Consider the following 16,519-nt stretch of genomic DNA (forward strand, 5'->3'; position numbering starts at 1 on the left):
AGCTTATTATTTGTGGTCATACCTTTGACATAATTTTGTAATGCCTTTGTCAATATGATCTGCAATAGTTTACTCATCAAACTGTTTAACGGAACTAGGCAGGTAATCCCTGCCTTTTTTATTTATGGACGATTCCCGTTTACCTGAGAATTACTAATAGAAAATCCTCGACGCGTAGGTTTAATACTAGCTAATTGCACCTGAAAACTTACCTTGTCGGCCATTTCGCCGCTTCTTGCTTCCAAAGTCCATTTACCAGGACGCAAATTCCAAAATAAAGAATTAGCTGAGTTTGTATCTAGCTTTTCTCCATTTAGCCACCATTCAATAGACGCAGATTTATTTCCTACTAGTTTAAATTCGAGTTTTTGCTTCGCTTCTTCACCTGGATACAGTAAAAATAAATCGCCATGATGCGGAGATAAAATTCTCAAATTGTTAGAAACAAGGCTCGATTGCTGTTGTTTGGCCAACCACTCATCATACTCTGGTGATAAATTGAATTGGTTGTTACCTTCATAGGCAATTTTATCTTCTGGATAGAAATATTCCTGCACAACTGAGGTACAATCTGGTGTTGGTCGTAACCCCGAAATTGCACAAACAGGTAATTGCAATAAACCTTCTGGAGGCGGAAAACCTGCTGGTTCTTGATGTTCGTGCAGGTGTAACATAATTCGATTCCACAAGGGTGCAGCCCCGGTAACACCTGAAACCTGACGCATCGGTTCGCCGTTGAAATTACCTACCCAAGTAGCGACGGTGTAATTTGTAGTGAAGCCAACTGTCCAAGTATCCCGAAAATTGGAAGAAGTGCCAGTTTTAACAGCAACAGGAAAAGGTAAATTTAACACTGAGTCTACACCAAATGCTGTTGCACGAGCATGGTTATCACTAAGTATGTTGGTAATTAATTGCCATATTGTGTGGTTGGGGAGTGGGGAGTGGGAAGAGACGCGATTAATCGCGTCTGTACTGGGGAGTGGGGTATCTAAAAATGTGCTTATTAGCGGCGTAGCTTCTCCAAGTCGTGCCATAGTAAGGTAGGCACGAGCTAGCTCCCAGAGACTAACTTCGCCACTACCGAGAGTTAACCCTAAACCGTAATGTTCTGGGGTTTGATTAAGGTGTTCAAATCCTAGTTGATGCAATCGTTCTAAGAAAGTTTCTACACCTACTTTTTCTAAAACCCTTACTGCGGGGACATTTAGGGAATTTGCTAAAGCGATTCGCACCCGCACAGGGCCAAGGAAGCGTTCGGTGTAATCTGTGGGGCTATAAAGTTTCGCGCCAGGAATGGCATAATGGGCGGGTACATCTGCCAAAATAGTATTTGGGCGAATTAAACCTTTTTCTAAGGCTAGTTCATAGACAAAAGGCTTAAGGGTAGAACCTGGTTGGCGTAGTGCCTGTACTCCATCATTGCGTCCCAGTTTGGCTTCATTAAAGTAATCAGGCGAACCTACATAAGCCAAGACTTCGCCAGTGTGGTTGTCAATCACCAATGCAGCTGCATCATGGACATTGTTAGCGGCGAGAGAAGAAATCACCTGTTGCACTTGTGCTTCGACAAACTGCTGTAAAGGGCGATTTATCGTGGTGCGAATAACGGATTTATCATCCCCCCTAACCCCCCTTTTTAAGGGCAGGGGGATTAAGCCCCCTTTCTCAAAGGAGGTTGGGGGAATTTGATTGGCTAACCAAAACAAAAAGTGTGGTGCGGCGATAATTCCCCGTTGACGAGATTGAAACACGACTTTTTCGGCGGATGTTCGGCCAGCCATCGCACCACTAATATATTTTTCCTGTACCATCCGATTGAGGATGTATTTTTGTCGCTGCTTCAATCGTTCCCAATGCTGATAAGGGTTAAAGTATGTGGGATTATTAGGAATAGCAGCTAACAAACTAGCTTGGGCAAGATTTAACTCACTCGCTGGGATGGAAAAATAAGTCTGCGCTGCTGCTTCCACACCATATATATTCCCTCCCATTGGCAGGCGATTGATATATGCAGAGAGAATTTCATCTTTGTTCATCCCTGCTGCTAACCGCCAAGATAGCCAAATCTCGCTCAGTTTACCAGAGAAACTACGCGGTACTGGATATAACATCCGCGCTAACTGCATAGTAATAGTGGAAGCGCCGGAAACAATTCGTTTGGCGTGGATGGCTTCTTTGCTGGCGCGGATAATAGCTTTCATATCCAACGCCCCGTGATGATAAAAGCTGCCATCTTCGGCGGCTAAAATAGCGTGGATAAACTGGGGCGAAACCTGATTTAGTGGTATTACTGATGTATGCTCTTGGTCACGGGTGAGTAATGTTCCTAATGGTAAACCATTGCGATCGCTAAATTGTATTGCCAACTGATTTTGAGCAATATCTGCGGCACGAATGGGCGCAAAATAAGGTAGTAGGCGTACAACCAGACAGATTACCAGCACAGCCAGGATAACCTTACTAGTGCGCTTAAGTTTGAGTAGCGATCGTAAAATTAGTTTCATCAGGGAATCCCTGCCCAAAAAACTTACCTTAATTGTGACGCGAAGATTATTACATCTACATCAATAACTATGTCAAATACTTAATAAGTAATTTTTCCTAACTTAGCAGATATAAATTAATATTTGCAGAACTTAAATACTTCTTCATAGTTAAGATTTGTAGTGATTTTGCGGAACAATCACACGGTATTGGTTATCTATGTAAATAAACATAAGTTTTATCCAATATTTGAGTAAAAAATAGTCATCAGCCTTCCCTTATTAGTCTTGGCATTGCCAACTTAATGAGGGAAGACAAACTTTTGTTCTCTATAATTTGTGAATTTTTATTTGTAATTACTAAAAATATGATTATCAGAGCTTTCCTTCGTTTCCACCAAAAAATTCTCTATTTCTTCCTTGGCGTACTTGGCGCACTTGGCGGTTTATTAAAAAAAATTAGTTATTCTTCAAGCCAGAAGAGAAAAATACAGTATCTTCTTCTCTTTACATTTATGCTAGGGATGGCAGGGTGTAACTTTTTTGGTATCAACTCAGGTAAAGAACAACTCCCAACAGTATCCGCACTCACGCCGCCTAAACTACCAGACTGGATTGAACAAATTAGTCCCATTGGGGATGCAAAATCTCTTAATCAAATCCGCATCCGTTTTAAAGAAGCTTTAATCCCAGTTGAAAGTCTTGACAGTCCAGAACAACAGAAAATATTAGAAAAATTTGCCCTTTGGCCGCCTCTACCCGGTCAATTTCGCTTTTTGACACCGCGCATGGTAGGTTTTCAAGCCGAGAAAGCATTGCCAATAGCGACAAGATTTCAAGTTACCCTCAAAACAGGTTTAGCCGATTTAAAAAATCATCGCTTAGACAAAGATTTGCCTTGGACTTTTAATACCGAATCTATCAACCTGACTAATTTACCCGGTGTAAATCCCATTGAAAAAGCTGATATTGAACCAATTGATTTACAACAGAAATTACAGGTTACTTCAAATGTAGAATTAGATTTAGCTTCTGTACAAGAACATTTACAGTTAATTCCCGAAGGTAAAAATAAGGGTGTAGGCTTTAAAGTTGAATTAAATAAAGAAGAAAAACCATTAAAAAATGAAGAAGAACCTTTAGAAAAATTTGACCCTTCAGCACGTAACTGGATTTATAACCTTATCCCCCAGCAAAATCTCGAAAAAGCAACCCCTTATCGTCTAGTATTTTCTCCCGGAATCCGTCCTGCTTATGGTAATCTACCTACAGAGAAAGAATTTGCCAGTAAGTTAGCAACTTATTCGCCTTTAGCATTTCAGAAAATTAACTTTTACGGACAGCCAGATGCAGGTGGAACTTTTGGAAGATTTGTTAAAGGCAGTCCACAGCTAGAATTTAATAACGTCTTATTGCCAGATTCAGCTAAAGAAAATATTACTATTAATCCAGCACCAAAAGAAATTTCGAGAATTTTCCAAATAAATGATGAAGATAAAGTTGTCGGCATCAATCCTTATGCACTAGAACCTGCCAAGACTTATACAATTACTATCGGCGGAAACCTTAAAGATAAGTTTGGGCAAACTTTGGGCAAACCTATCACACTTAAATATGATACTGGAGATTTAGCTGGGGATATCTGGGTACCCTCAGATTTGAATATTTTTCCCACAGGTAAAGATTTACAGCTAAATATTAGTACGGGAAATTTGCCAGAATCGAAGTACAAAGCGGCTTATCGAGTAGTTCAACCGACAGATTTAGTTTATTTTAATAATGGTAGTGATTTATTGCCAGAACCTTCTGATTGGCAAAGTTTTAAGGTATCGGGTAAAAAAAATCAATCAGTTGATATTGCTGTTCCTCTGCGGGAAAAAATAAGTGCAGGTACGGGAATGTTAGCTTATGGAGTGCAAGCCCGCACTAATAAATATCAGGAGAATGGTAAGGAACTCTGGCGAGAACCTACGACTTATGGCATGGTTGAATTGACGAATTTGGGCGTATTTACTCAGTGGTTTCCTGAGTCAGGCTTAATTCGCGTCAATCATCTTACGGATGGTTCGCCAGTTCAAGCGGCTGCTGTGGAAATTTATCAATCAAAGTTACAGGCTAAATCTCGCCCCGAACCAGTACCCTGTGCAACAGGTAAAACTGATGAAAATGGAACTTTGACAATTTCTCGTGAAAGATTACAGCAATGTTATTCGGGAAATGAAAGTTCTAGTAAATCACCACAATTATTAGTAATTGCCCGTGAGAATCAAGATTGGGCATTTGCCAGAGTTGAAGAATATAGCGGCGTTTATGGATATGGTATTGATGCAGGCTGGCAAGTTGGTAAACCTGAATCACGCGGGGTAATTTTCTCGGATAGACAGTTGTATCAACCAGGCGAAAAAGCTTTGTTTACCGGTTTTGCTGACTTTTTACAAAATGGTGTAATCCAACAAGATAAAAATGCTGTTTACCAATTAACTTTAGTTAATCCTGATGGGCAAAAGACTAATTTAGGTACGCAAACTACAAATGAATTTGGTACATTTTCTCTAGAACTGCCCATTAAGACTACTCAACGCTTAGGCTACTATACAATCCAGGCTAAGGGGAAGAATGGGCAAGAAATTTCTGGAGAATTTCGGGTAGCTGAGTTTAAGCCACCCAATTTTAAAGTTGAACTCAATTTAGATAAAGAATTTGCTCTCATTGACGAGAAAGTTAATATTAATGCTACAAGTAATTATTTGTTCGGTGCGCCTGTAGAAGGTGGCGAAGCAAAATACTTTATCACTCGCCAACAGGCTAATTTTGTTCCAAAAGGTTGGGATGAATTTACTTTTGGTAGGCAATGGTTATGGCCAGAAGAAACTCCTACTATATCTAGTGATGTATTGCAAACTAATGCCCAGCTAGATGCTAATGGTAAAAGTAGTCAAACTGTAAATGTGGCTAATGATTTACCATATCCGATGACTTACCAAGTAGATGTGCAAGTTGCAGATGTTTCTAATCTATCTGTAGCCAATTCCAAAACTTTTACAGCCTTACCAAGTAATCGTCTCATCGGGTTAAAAAGTAATTTCATCGCTGATGCTGGTAAGGCTTTTCCCATTGAAGTTATTGTTACTGACCCTACAGGAAAAGCGATAATAGGTCAACGGGTGCGGCTGGAATTACAACAAATTAAATACAGCAGCGTCACGCAGTTGGTGGAAGGTAGCCGAACTCCAAAAAATCAAGTTGAATATAAAACAGTCGGACAAGCAGAAATTACATCTGCTAGCAATCCGCAATCGGTGAATTTGACAGCACCGGAATCTGGTTCATATCGGATTAGAGTTAATTTTAGTGATGCCAAAGACGAATTAAGTGCCACAGATTTACAAATTTGGGCAACTGGGGAAAATCCAGTATTTTGGGGTTATAAAGAAAAAGATGTCTTAGAAATTCAGTTAGATAAAAAAGAGTTTAAACCTGGTGAAACTGCTACTGTACTAATTCAATCTCCTTATCCAGATGCAGAATTGTACTTTGCTGTAATTAAAGACAAACCCCTTTATCAGCAAATTACCAAAACTCAGGGAAGCGCACCACAAATTCAGTTTAAAGTCACGCCAGAAATGCTGCCAAATGCAGCCATTGAAGCTGTGTTAGTCAGACAAGGTAAACCGATAAACCAAGTGGAAGCGGGAAGTTTAGATAATTTGGTGAAGATTGGTTTTACACCTTTTAAAGTTAACTTAGAAGATAAGTATTTAAAACTGCAAGTTAAGCCGATGCAAGCATCATTAGAACCTGGTGCAGAGTCAACGGTACAACTAGAACTGAAGGATAATCAAGGTAATCCCACCAAAGGACAGTTTACAGTCATGGTGGTAAATGAGGCAGTGTTACAACTTTCTGGTTATCGTCCCCCAGACTTAGTAGATACAGTTTATGCAGAACAGGCGATATCTACCCGCTTTAACGATAATCGCGCGGATGTCATATTACAACCACAAGATGTAGCTAAACCTAAAGGTTGGGGTTATGGCGGTGGTTTCTCAACTGGTGCAGCCAATACTCGCACTCGCACAGATTTTCAAGCCTTAGCTTACTACAACGGTTCTGTTGTCACCGATGTAAATGGTAATGTACAGATAACCTTTAAACTCCCGGATGACTTAACTACATGGCGGGTGATGGCTGTCGCTACTGATGGAAATCTGCGTTTTGGGAATGGAGACGCGACGTTTATCACCACAAAGCCACTGCTAACTAATGCCATCTTGCCACAGTTTGCTCGTCCAGGCGATCGCATCCTTGCTGGTTTATCTGTAACTAACAACACTGGGAATACAGGAAATCTCTCAATAAATGGCGAACTTAGCGGTAATGTAAAGTTTGCTGACAAAAACCCTACAGCTACTGCTTTGCAAACCAAAGCTGAATCTGCAACTCACGCTTATCGTTTTCCAATGGTGGCGGATAGTGTGGGAGTTGGAAAAGTTCGCTTTAGCACTCAGCTAAATGGTACAGCCGCAGATGCTTTTGAAGTTCCTTTGGAAATTAAGCCAATTGAAATTACAGAACAAGTCGTTGAAGCTGGTGTTACTGAAAAACAAGTAAAAATTCCCTTGAATGTTGATAAAAATACCTTCCTTAACGCGGGAGGTTTAGATATTCAGTTGGCGAGTACTCTGATACCAGAGATTCAAGCACCAGCAAAGCAGGTTTTAGAAGATAATGATTTGCCGTTTACAGAACCGGCTGCAAGTCAGTTAATGATTGCGGCTAATCTGCAAAATCTTACACAAAAATATGGTCAAACCTTTGCAGAATTTAATCCTAACCAACAGGCAAAACAAGCCATTGAACAATTGCAAAAACTCCAAATAGCAGATGGTGGTTTTGCTGCTTTCCCCAAACAAGAAAAATCTGACCCTTGGGTTTCTTCTTATGCAGGTGAATCTTTGGTTAAAGCTAGTCAGGTGTTTCCTAATTTAGTCGATTCTGCAATGCTATCCCGCCTCAAAACTTATCTGCAAAAAGTTTTGGCGAATCCTGGAGAATACGAGTTTTGTAAACAGCAACTATGTAAAAGACAACTGCAACTTAATGCTTTAATCGCTTTAGCAGAACTGGATGAAAAACGCAATACATTCCTCGCAGATATTTATGAACAGCGCAATAATTTTGATTTAGTAACTCAAATCAAACTGGCGCGATATTTATCTCAATTCCCAGAATGGCAAGATGAATCTCAACAATTAGTGAATAAGCTGCAACAAAGTATATATGAAACTGGTCGCACAGCAATTGTGAGTTTACCCAGTAGTTGGGGATGGATGAGTTCATCTACGACGACGCAAGCGCAAGCTTTACGTTTATTTATTGCCAAACAAAGTAAACCCGAAGTTATAGATAAATTATTCCAAAGTCTTCTGGCACTACGGCGGGATGGCACATGGCAAACTAACTATAATAATGCCCAAGCTTTAACAGCTTTGGTAGAATATAGCCAACTACAACCTACACCACCTAATTTTGTTGCCACAGTACAATTAGCTGGTAATAAGTTAGGAGAAAACCGGTTTGAAGGTTACACAAATCCTAATTTACAACTAATTGTGCCGATAAATCTATTACCTCGTGGGCGTAATGATTTGACGCTACAAAAATCAGGTAATGGCACTTTACACTATCTGGTTGCTTATAATTATCGCTTGCAAGGAAATCAACCAGGCAGATTTAATGGTTTACGCATAACACGAGAAATTGGTCAAGTAAATAAAGATAAAGTTTTACAAAAAACAGGTCTTTATGCGTTCGATAAACCCTTGACTTTAGCCTCTGGACAGGTGTTTGATATTGGTTTAGAAATCATTGCCGATCATCCTGTAGATCATGTGGTGATTAAAGATCCGTTACCATCAGGTTTTGAGGCGGTGGATGCGAGTTTTCAAACTACCACAGCTGCATTACAAGCAAAAGCTGATAGCTGGGAACTTGGCTTTAGAAATATCTACCGCGATCGCATTATCGCCTATGCTGACCACTTAGAACCAGGAGTTTATAGTCTGCATTACTTAGTCCGTTCTGTTACTCCTGGTACATTTTCTTGGCCTGGTGCAGATGTTCATCTGCAATATGCACCAGAAGAATTTGGGCGTACTGCTGAGTCTACATTAATACTGGAGGATGGGAAGTAATTATTTCTGCCATCTTTTGGCTACAACAAATCTAAAAATCTTTCCAAGTCTATACGAGCCTGCTTTAAAATTTTAGCTAGGGTGGAACGCTTAACTGACTGATGAGCCGGAACAGTCAGTTTCAAGACTTCATCCGGTATACTTTTTTCCAATCTAATGTGACTACCTCGCTGGCGTACAACTATCCATCCATCCCGTTCTAAAGCAGCGATAATCTGAGTATAGGGTAAATTGGGAACTTTGCTCACAGTACCAATTCCCTGACAATTACGCCTTCTTGAGTAATCAATTCATCTTCCAATGGTTCAAGGTAAAGTTCTATTGCTTCTTGGATATTCTCTAATGCTTCTTCCACAGTTTCTCCTTCACTGATACAGCCAGGAAGTGACGGAACATGGACGGTATATCCGCCTTCGTCACTTGGTTCTAATACAACTTTGAGTTTCATAACTTGGCAATGAACTTACTTTTCTATTTTTAATGATTTATGGCGATTATATTGTAATTAAAGAGCGATCGCGCAAAGGCACTGGATTTGATTATTGGTTAGGTAGTGAAGATGAAGCTGGTGAACTTCCGTTTCAAAATAAAGTACGGTTGGAAGTTTCAGGTCTACGTAAAGCAGATGATAGCAGGGTTAGAGCTAGAATAAAACAAAAAATCGAGCAAACTAATCGGAACGATAGCAAATTTCCTGCCTATATTATTATTGTTGAATTTAGCAGATCCCTATCTTTTATTGTGGAAAAATGAGTCATATTCAGGAGTTGCATCAACAGGCGATGGATTTAGCTGAAGCAGCCTTTACCGCTAAACTCAGAGGAGACTTAAAGCAAGCTAATCACGTTTCTCGACAAGCTTTTGAAAAAGAATCTCAAGCTGCTGCACTCATTGCAAATCAACTTGATGCCGAGCCGACTCGTTCAGTATTACATCGCAGTGCTGCAAGCCTTACAATAGACTGTGGTGAATTTCAAACAACAGAACGTTTGATTGCGATGCCTGCGGCGGGCTACGCCTACGCATTATCAGGAAATCCACCCCAAGAAATTGCTCAAGAACTAAAAGATTTATTCATTAAAATAAATTTACGCCCATATTTAGAACGTCATGGGCTTAGTTTTGATGAAGAAAAATTGCGAAATCTAATAGTAGATAAACAGGGTAGTTGAAAGACAGGCGATCGCACTTTTATGAGGGTAATTATAAATAGCGATCAATTATCGCGTTTCTTAAACAACTTCAGGGTTTTTCTCGTGGTTCCTCATCAATTAACAATGCTTTTTTGCTACGCTTCAATTCTTTCCAAAGTGCTTTAATCTGTTTGTAAGCATCTTCTGTTTCAAGCTTTCCAGATGTTTCTAAACTGGTAATGTAGCCAACTTTTTGAGCAAATTCTTGAAGGTTGGCATTAAATACTAAGTTCTCTGGCTTAACTTGACCGTAATAGCGACTACGAGGGTAAAGAAATTTATTTTTGTCGTCAAGATTATGCTCGTCCATTACTTCACCCCCAATAAGTGACTTTTTGTCAACGATAATCACAACAAAGACAGAAATCGCTTCAATAAAAAATTGGTGCGATTGTTGCAAACCATGAGCGAGTCTAAAAGGGAACACAAAACTAATTATATAGCAATTAGCTGCTTATTAGCTGCAATAATAGTAAGGTTTTTCAATTATGAACATTAAGTGTGAACTATACCAGCTTGTAGTAATAGTGTTGTAATTATAAGTAATAGAAATTTCAATTTTAAATTAACTTTCCTTAGTTTATGATTGCTCCTGTTATTTGATAACTAGCCATTGCGTCACACCCGCCATTCCTCGCCAGCCCAAAAATTTACCAATAGGTTCAGCCCGTTGAATGGCAATCCGAGTTAAATCACCACCGACTCGTTCATGCCATTGAAACAAAGTTTGCTCACCCTCTACCGTTACCACATTTGCCACTAAACGCCCACCCAGCCGCAGTGCTTCCCAACAAACATCAAAAATTCCCGTTGCTGTCACCCCACCACCAATAAAAATGGCATCTGGTGCAGGCAAGTCTTTCAGGGCTTGAGGCGCTTTACCTTCAATGATTTGCAGATTTGGAGTACCAAGAGTGGCGGCATTATCGGCAATATATAGTAGTCTAGAAGCATTTTGTTCGATCGCGATCGCTCGACACCGAGCATTACTCCGCATCCATTCAATAGAAATTGAGCCGCAACCCGCGCCAACATCCCACAATAATTCTCCCGGTATGGGTGCTAAAGCTGCTAAAGTAATTGCCCTAACTTCACGCTTCGTTAACTGTCCATCGTGGTGATAGGCGTTATCTGGTAATCCTGGTAATCTTGGTAATGGGATAACCCCAGCATCAGCAATACAATCAACTGCGATCGCATTCAAAGCCGCAACTTCAGTTTCACTCCAAGATGCAGCCGTACCTTCCACAATTCTTTCATGAGCGCCGCCCATACGCTCCAATACGGTGATTTTACTGCTACCATAGCCGCGATTTGTCAAAATTTCAGCAACAATGGCGGGTGTGTCCTTCCCCTGGCTCAAAATCAACAGCCGCGCTTTTGGGTAAATGTAAGACTGGAGTAGGGAGGATGGACGACCATTCAAACTCAAGGTTTCCACCTCAGTTAAAGACCATCCAACCCTGGCACAGGCGAGGCTGAAGGCTGAAGGTGCGGGGATAATTGTCATTTCAGAGACGGGAATTCGCCGCATCAAGGTAACACCAATGCCATAACACATAGGATCGCCACTTGCAAGTACGCAAATTGACTCACCCCGACGTTTGAGAATTTCCTCTACAGAAGTACTAATGGGAGATGTCCAGACTAGTTTCTCACGTTGATCATCTTTAGGGAGCATCGATAAATGGCGATCGCCTCCCACAATTACTTTAGCTTGATCGAGTAAAGAACGAGCGATCGCGCTTAACCCCTGTAACCCATCTTCGCCAATACCGACGATAGAAAGCCATTTCTGTGTCATTGCTAATTCATAATTAATAATTAAGATTTGACGCTAATTCTAATTCTGAATTATTCCGTCAATTTTGGTAGGATATAATTCATAGTGCTGGATTGAGGATAATAGGATGAACTCGCTCCCAGAAATAGAAGCTGCTATTATGCAACTGTCTGAAGGTGAAATGCGGGATTTATCAAAGTGGCTTCAAGAATATCTCAATGATGCCTGGGACAAGCAAATTGAAGCAGATGCAAAATCTGGTAGATTGGATCAGTTAATCCAGCGTGCAAAAGCAGATATTGAAGCTAATCGGGTGAAATCGTTAGATGAAATCCTTAACAACCCCTGATTTTTGGCGATCATATTCTGCACTTTCATTTGAAGTTAAAGAGCAAGCTAAAAAGGCATATCGCCTTTGGATTAATAATCAATTTCATCCGTCTTTGCATTTCAAAAAAGTAGAAAATGATCCGTGATTATTTTCATAGTTATCAGCAATCTCTTATGATACGTGCTGTGTTGATGTTTGCTGCTAGTCTTTGACACCTGTGGCGATTTCATATATCAGTGAACACTAATACAATGTCTAAGCTAGTTTTGAAGGTTCGTAGTAAGGATTAAAGTCCTTACTACGAACGTGCTTACTTGACAAATGTTAAACCAGTGCTGCTGTTGCTTTCATTGCAAAAATTTTCTCAATTACATCTTCTACTACCTTATCTGGCGTGGAAGCACCAGAAGTAATTCCGACCACAATTTCTCCATCTGGCAACCAGTTTTCTGTAGTTATTAATTGCCCATTTAATTGCCGATGTTCTATGGAATCTCCTGATTTAATCCGTTCAACAGTATCAATATGATAAGAAGGAATTCCCCGCTCAAAAGCAATTTGTTGTAATTGAGTAGTATTCGATGAATTAAACCCACCAATTACTATCATTAAATCTAAATTTTGTTCCACTAACTCCAACATTGCATCTTGGCGTTCTTGAGTGGCATCACAAATAGTATTGAAGCTTTGGAAATGTTGATTTAACTCAGTGGGGCCATACTTTTGTAACATAGTCCGCTCAAAAAGCTTGCCGATTTGCTCAGTTTCGCCTTTTAGCATCGTGGTTTGGTTAGCAATGCCAACTCTTTCTAAATCTCGATCGGGGTCAAATCCTGCTGAACAAGCTTTAGCAAATTTTGTCAGAAATTCTTCACGGTTCCCACCATTCATAATATAGTCAGCAACATATTGTGCTTCTTGCAAATTCAACACAATTAAATATTTGCCAGCAAAGGAACTAGTCGCAACTGTTTCCTCATGTTTATATTTACCGTGAATTATTGATGTATAATCGATTTTTTTGTGCTTTTCTACTGTATTCCAAACTTTAGATACCCAAGGGCAAGTTGTATCAACAATTTTGCAGCCTTTCTCGTGAAGTATCTGCATTTCTTGAACGCTAGCCCCAAAGGCGGGTAATATCACTACATCACCAGTTCCAACAACAGAAAAGTCTTTATTCTTTCCTTCAATGGGAATAAATTCGACTTCCATCTCCTGCATTCGCTGATTGACAGAGGGATTGTGGATAATCTCGTTAGTAATCCAGATGTGTTCTGTAGGGAAGTGCTGGCGGGTTTCATAGGCCATTGCCACAGCGCGTTCTACACCCCAACAAAAGCCAAAGGCTTGTGCTAGCCGGATTGTCACATCACCTCGTTGTAGAGTGTAATTGCGATCGCGAATTTCTTGAATCAAATTACTCTGATACTCAGACTGCAACTGGGTGGCAACTTCTGCTTGATGACCAAACCCTTTGCGATTGTAATTGTCTGAATGTTGCAGGCTGCGCTTAAAAGCTTTTGTATCCATTAGATTTGTCTACTTAAACCACTATTTCTTATTTTCTCGCGCCCAGACGCAATTTATACAGAGTTGTATTCAAAGATATTATCAGAGAGGGTAAAGGGAAAAGGATTTAATGCCTTTACCCTTTATCCTTTAACCTTTTCCCCTCTTCTTCTTGCTGGGGTTTTAATTCGATCTCGCCATAAAGCTGCAATGCAGAACGCCAAACTATATAGCCTTCAGGACTTAAATGTAAACCATCAGTAGTAAATTCGCGGCGGAGATTACCTTGTTTGTTGGTAAACAGGGGATGTAAATCGAGATATTTGACACCTTTTTTGTTACAAATACTTTGCAGCTGCTGATTTAACTCACGAATGCGACTATTGTCAACAGCCAGAAGTTTATCTCGTCCTTTCCAGGTTGCTTCTTCTGCGCCATGTGGCAAAATCGATTGGACAACAATTTGCGCCGTGGGATGCTTCTTTCGTAGGTAATTAATAATTTGACGCTGATTATCTAAAATTTCTCTGTTGCTCACCCCCCGAATTAGGTCATTAATGCCAATCATCAGAAAAATCTCCTCTGGCTGGGTGCGGTCAAATATCTCCAATCTTTTCAAGAGTCCATTACTGGTTTCGCCAGAAATTCCTTGATTGAGCCAATTTTTACCTTCAGGTAATAACTCAGGCGGAAACCACAAACTCAAAGAATCTCCCACTAGGATGCTTAAATGCGGAGGACGTTGGTCTGCGGCTACCTTGGCTTCTTGCGTAAGGATGTCTACCCACTGCTGGTAAGAGAGTTGGTGACGACGACCTAAATCAGATGTAGCAATTTCGGGTGAGAAGTTACGACTGATTGGCTCTGGGGATGTTACTATCCCAAAAAAAGCGGACAATCTCTGCTGTTGCCAAATTAGCAGGATGACCGCCAACATTAGGATGCCGTTAGTTAACAGCGAGAAAAATGCCCAGATAGGAAAGGTTTTTGCAGATGTAGACACGACTAGCGAAATTTACCAATTATTTGAATCAAATTTTAACGCTAGCGATCGCAAATTACACATTTAAATTGGGGAATGGGGAATGGGGGAGAATAATAACTCGTAACTCCTGTACAGACGCGATTAATCGCGTCTGTACTCCCTACTCCCCACTCGCTACTTTTTACTAAGTAGGACGATCGCCAAACTCGGAGTTGTAACCTTCTTCTCCGTGCTCGTTGATATCCAAACCTTGCAATTCGGCTTCTTCTTTAACTCGCAGACCAACTGTAGCATCGATAATCTTGAGAATAACCCACGTCCCAACACCTGCGATCGCATAAGCAATGGCAATTGCTAGTAGTTCAACTCCCAATTCACCAAAGTTACCACGCAGTACCCCGTCTTTACCTCCGCCGTTGACTTGAGTCGTGGCAAAGATGGCCGTTAAAATAGCCCCCACCGTACCACCAACGCCATGCACGGGAAAGGTATCTAAAGCATCATCAACTTCTAGCTTGTGCTTAAAACTCACAGCATAGAAGCAAACAAAGGCAGTGATGAAACCAACTAAAATCGCCGATAGCGGTGTGACAAATCCGGCGGCGGGAGTGATGCCAACTAAACCAGCAACGGCTCCTGTAGCCGCTCCCACGGCTGTCGGTTTACCCCGTAAAACTGCTTCCAAAATTAGCCACATTAAAGCCGCCGCCGCCGCCGCCGTATTGGTGGCAACAAAGGCTGTTGTTGCTAAATTTGTTGTTAAGTTACCAGAAGTTCCACTAGCAACAGATAAGGCACTCCCAGCGTTGAAGCCGAACCAACCAAACCACAGCAAGCCAGCACCCAGCAAAATGAAGGGGACATTGTGTGGCGGGCTAAGACGATCGGGATGGGTTTTCCGAGGCCCAAGGACGAGCGCAGCTACCAGGGCTGAAACGCCAGAACTAATATGAACTACTGTGCCACCTGCAAAGTCGAGGGCACCTAATCCACCAGCTAAACCTAAAAATCCACCTTTAGCCCACACCATGTGAGCAATGGGGGCGTAAACAAAGGTTGACCACAGCAGCACAAACAGCGAATAGGCGCGGAAACTCATTCGCTCAACGATCGCTCCAGAAATTAGAGCTGGGGTGATAATGGCAAACATGGCTTGGTAGATCATGAATGCCTGGTGGGGTATCGTTCCGGCGTATGAAACGACATCAGCATATTTGGGGTCTGCTGCTTTGAGGGCGTCTTCATAAGGCAGATGCGGCAAGTAGCCTTGAGTTTCTAAACCAACACCATTCAACCCGAACCATTGCAATCCACCAATAAATGGTAAACCTGGTGCAAAGGAAAGACTATAACCCCAGAGAATCCAGGTAACTCCCACGATCGCCATTAACACAAAGCTCATCATCAATGTGTTTAGGATATTACGCGATCGCACAAATCCACCATAAAAGAACGCCAATCCTGGTGTCATTAACAGCACTAGTGCTCCTGAGATCAGCATAAATGCCGTATCTCCAGTATCAGCAGCAGGCACAGCAGCTGGTGTTTGGGCAAAAGCATTGCCCATCAAAGGCCCTCCTAAAAACAGTAGGGTAATAACCCCAATCATCACAACTTTCTTCAACACTTCTTTTTCTTCCTAACCACCAATAATTTGTATACTTGACTACATTTGATTACTTTTAGTTACACATTTTTGTGTTGAAAGTTACTTAATCTTAAATTTCTTGAAATGTTAACAAAAATATAATCCTGTTTGTAGTTGCCAAGATGGGAATAACAATGTATACACTCAATCATTTGATTGTTGATTGCATTTTTTTTTGAACAATAGCATTTTATTCAAGCGCTACAAAATTCTAAATTTTTAGTTACCTACTGTTACAAATCAAGATACTTGTGATCCTTGAAAAGTCTTGTAAATTATCAGAGAATTTTGCCAAAAATGTGATGATTTATCTTCATATCTCCCTTATAAAGGTGTAGATATATATCCACAGGGCTTCTTCTTCGAGCTTAGTTGCTAAAAAACCTT

12 protein-coding genes are annotated in these 16,519 nt (G+C 40.8%); 4 read left to right on the plus strand and 8 right to left on the minus strand.

Annotated features, from left to right (window positions below):
* Positions 1-122: 122 nt before the first annotated feature.
* On the minus strand, positions 123-2,507 hold the full coding sequence (gene pbpC / locus RMZ43_RS08305; protein ID WP_322653568.1) for a penicillin-binding protein 1C: 2,385 nt from the start codon (positions 2,505-2,507) through the stop codon (positions 123-125).
* Positions 2,508-3,001: 494 nt separating this feature from the next.
* On the opposite strand from pbpC, the gene RMZ43_RS08310 reads away from it, so the two are divergent.
* Positions 3,002-8,680, plus strand: coding sequence for an alpha-2-macroglobulin family protein (locus RMZ43_RS08310; protein WP_322653577.1), 5,679 nt, complete (start codon positions 3,002-3,004; stop codon positions 8,678-8,680).
* Positions 8,681-8,700: 20 nt separating this feature from the next.
* Here the strand turns inward: RMZ43_RS08310 and RMZ43_RS08315 are convergent, their stop codons facing one another.
* A complete protein-coding gene (locus RMZ43_RS08315; protein WP_322653569.1) occupies positions 8,701-8,928 on the minus strand; it encodes a type II toxin-antitoxin system HicA family toxin in 228 nt (75 codons plus the stop codon).
* On the minus strand, positions 8,925-9,128 hold the full coding sequence (locus RMZ43_RS08320; RefSeq protein ID WP_109007161.1) for a type II toxin-antitoxin system HicB family antitoxin: 204 nt from the start codon (positions 9,126-9,128) through the stop codon (positions 8,925-8,927). The genes RMZ43_RS08315 and RMZ43_RS08320 overlap by 4 nt, the downstream gene beginning before the upstream one ends.
* A gap of 32 nt (positions 9,129-9,160) precedes the next feature.
* On the opposite strand from RMZ43_RS08320, the gene RMZ43_RS08325 reads away from it, so the two are divergent.
* Complete coding sequence (locus RMZ43_RS08325; RefSeq protein WP_322653570.1) at positions 9,161-9,433, plus strand: hypothetical protein; 273 nt, start codon at positions 9,161-9,163, stop codon at positions 9,431-9,433.
* The gene (locus RMZ43_RS08330; protein WP_322653571.1) at positions 9,430-9,852 is read left to right on the plus strand and encodes a hypothetical protein; all 423 of its coding nucleotides are present in this window, start codon (positions 9,430-9,432) and stop codon (positions 9,850-9,852) included. Before RMZ43_RS08325 ends, RMZ43_RS08330 begins: the two co-directional genes overlap by 4 nt.
* A gap of 70 nt (positions 9,853-9,922) precedes the next feature.
* Here the strand turns inward: RMZ43_RS08330 and RMZ43_RS08335 are convergent, their stop codons facing one another.
* Both RMZ43_RS08335 and cbiE read right to left on the minus strand, forming a co-directional pair.
* Positions 9,923-10,183, minus strand: a complete 261-nt coding sequence (locus tag RMZ43_RS08335; protein ID WP_322653572.1) for a DUF7219 family protein — start codon at positions 10,181-10,183, stop codon at positions 9,923-9,925.
* A 285-nt stretch (positions 10,184-10,468) separates the two neighbouring features.
* On the minus strand, positions 10,469-11,677 hold the full coding sequence (gene cbiE, locus RMZ43_RS08340) for a precorrin-6y C5,15-methyltransferase (decarboxylating) subunit CbiE (protein ID WP_322653573.1): 1,209 nt from the start codon (positions 11,675-11,677) through the stop codon (positions 10,469-10,471).
* A gap of 106 nt (positions 11,678-11,783) precedes the next feature.
* On the opposite strand from cbiE, the gene RMZ43_RS08345 reads away from it, so the two are divergent.
* Positions 11,784-12,005, plus strand: a complete 222-nt coding sequence (locus tag RMZ43_RS08345; protein WP_322651611.1) for a hypothetical protein — start codon at positions 11,784-11,786, stop codon at positions 12,003-12,005.
* Between the two features lie 306 nt (positions 12,006-12,311).
* Here the strand turns inward: RMZ43_RS08345 and RMZ43_RS08350 are convergent, their stop codons facing one another.
* The 3 genes from RMZ43_RS08350 to RMZ43_RS08360 form a co-directional block, all read right to left on the minus strand.
* Positions 12,312-13,520, minus strand: a complete 1,209-nt coding sequence (locus tag RMZ43_RS08350; RefSeq protein WP_322651613.1) for a 4-hydroxy-3-methylbut-2-enyl diphosphate reductase — start codon at positions 13,518-13,520, stop codon at positions 12,312-12,314.
* A 115-nt stretch (positions 13,521-13,635) separates the two neighbouring features.
* A complete protein-coding gene (locus RMZ43_RS08355) occupies positions 13,636-14,502 on the minus strand; it encodes an SGNH/GDSL hydrolase family protein (protein ID WP_322653574.1) in 867 nt (288 codons plus the stop codon).
* Positions 14,503-14,668: 166 nt separating this feature from the next.
* Entirely contained in the window at positions 14,669-16,093 is a 1,425-nt protein-coding gene (locus RMZ43_RS08360; RefSeq protein WP_416212124.1) for an ammonium transporter, read from the minus strand.
* Between the last annotated feature and the right edge of the window lie 426 nt (positions 16,094-16,519).

It is taken from the genome of Nostoc sp. CmiVER01, from assembly GCF_034531135.2.
Taxonomy (GTDB): Bacteria; Cyanobacteriota; Cyanobacteriia; order Cyanobacteriales; family Nostocaceae; genus Nostoc.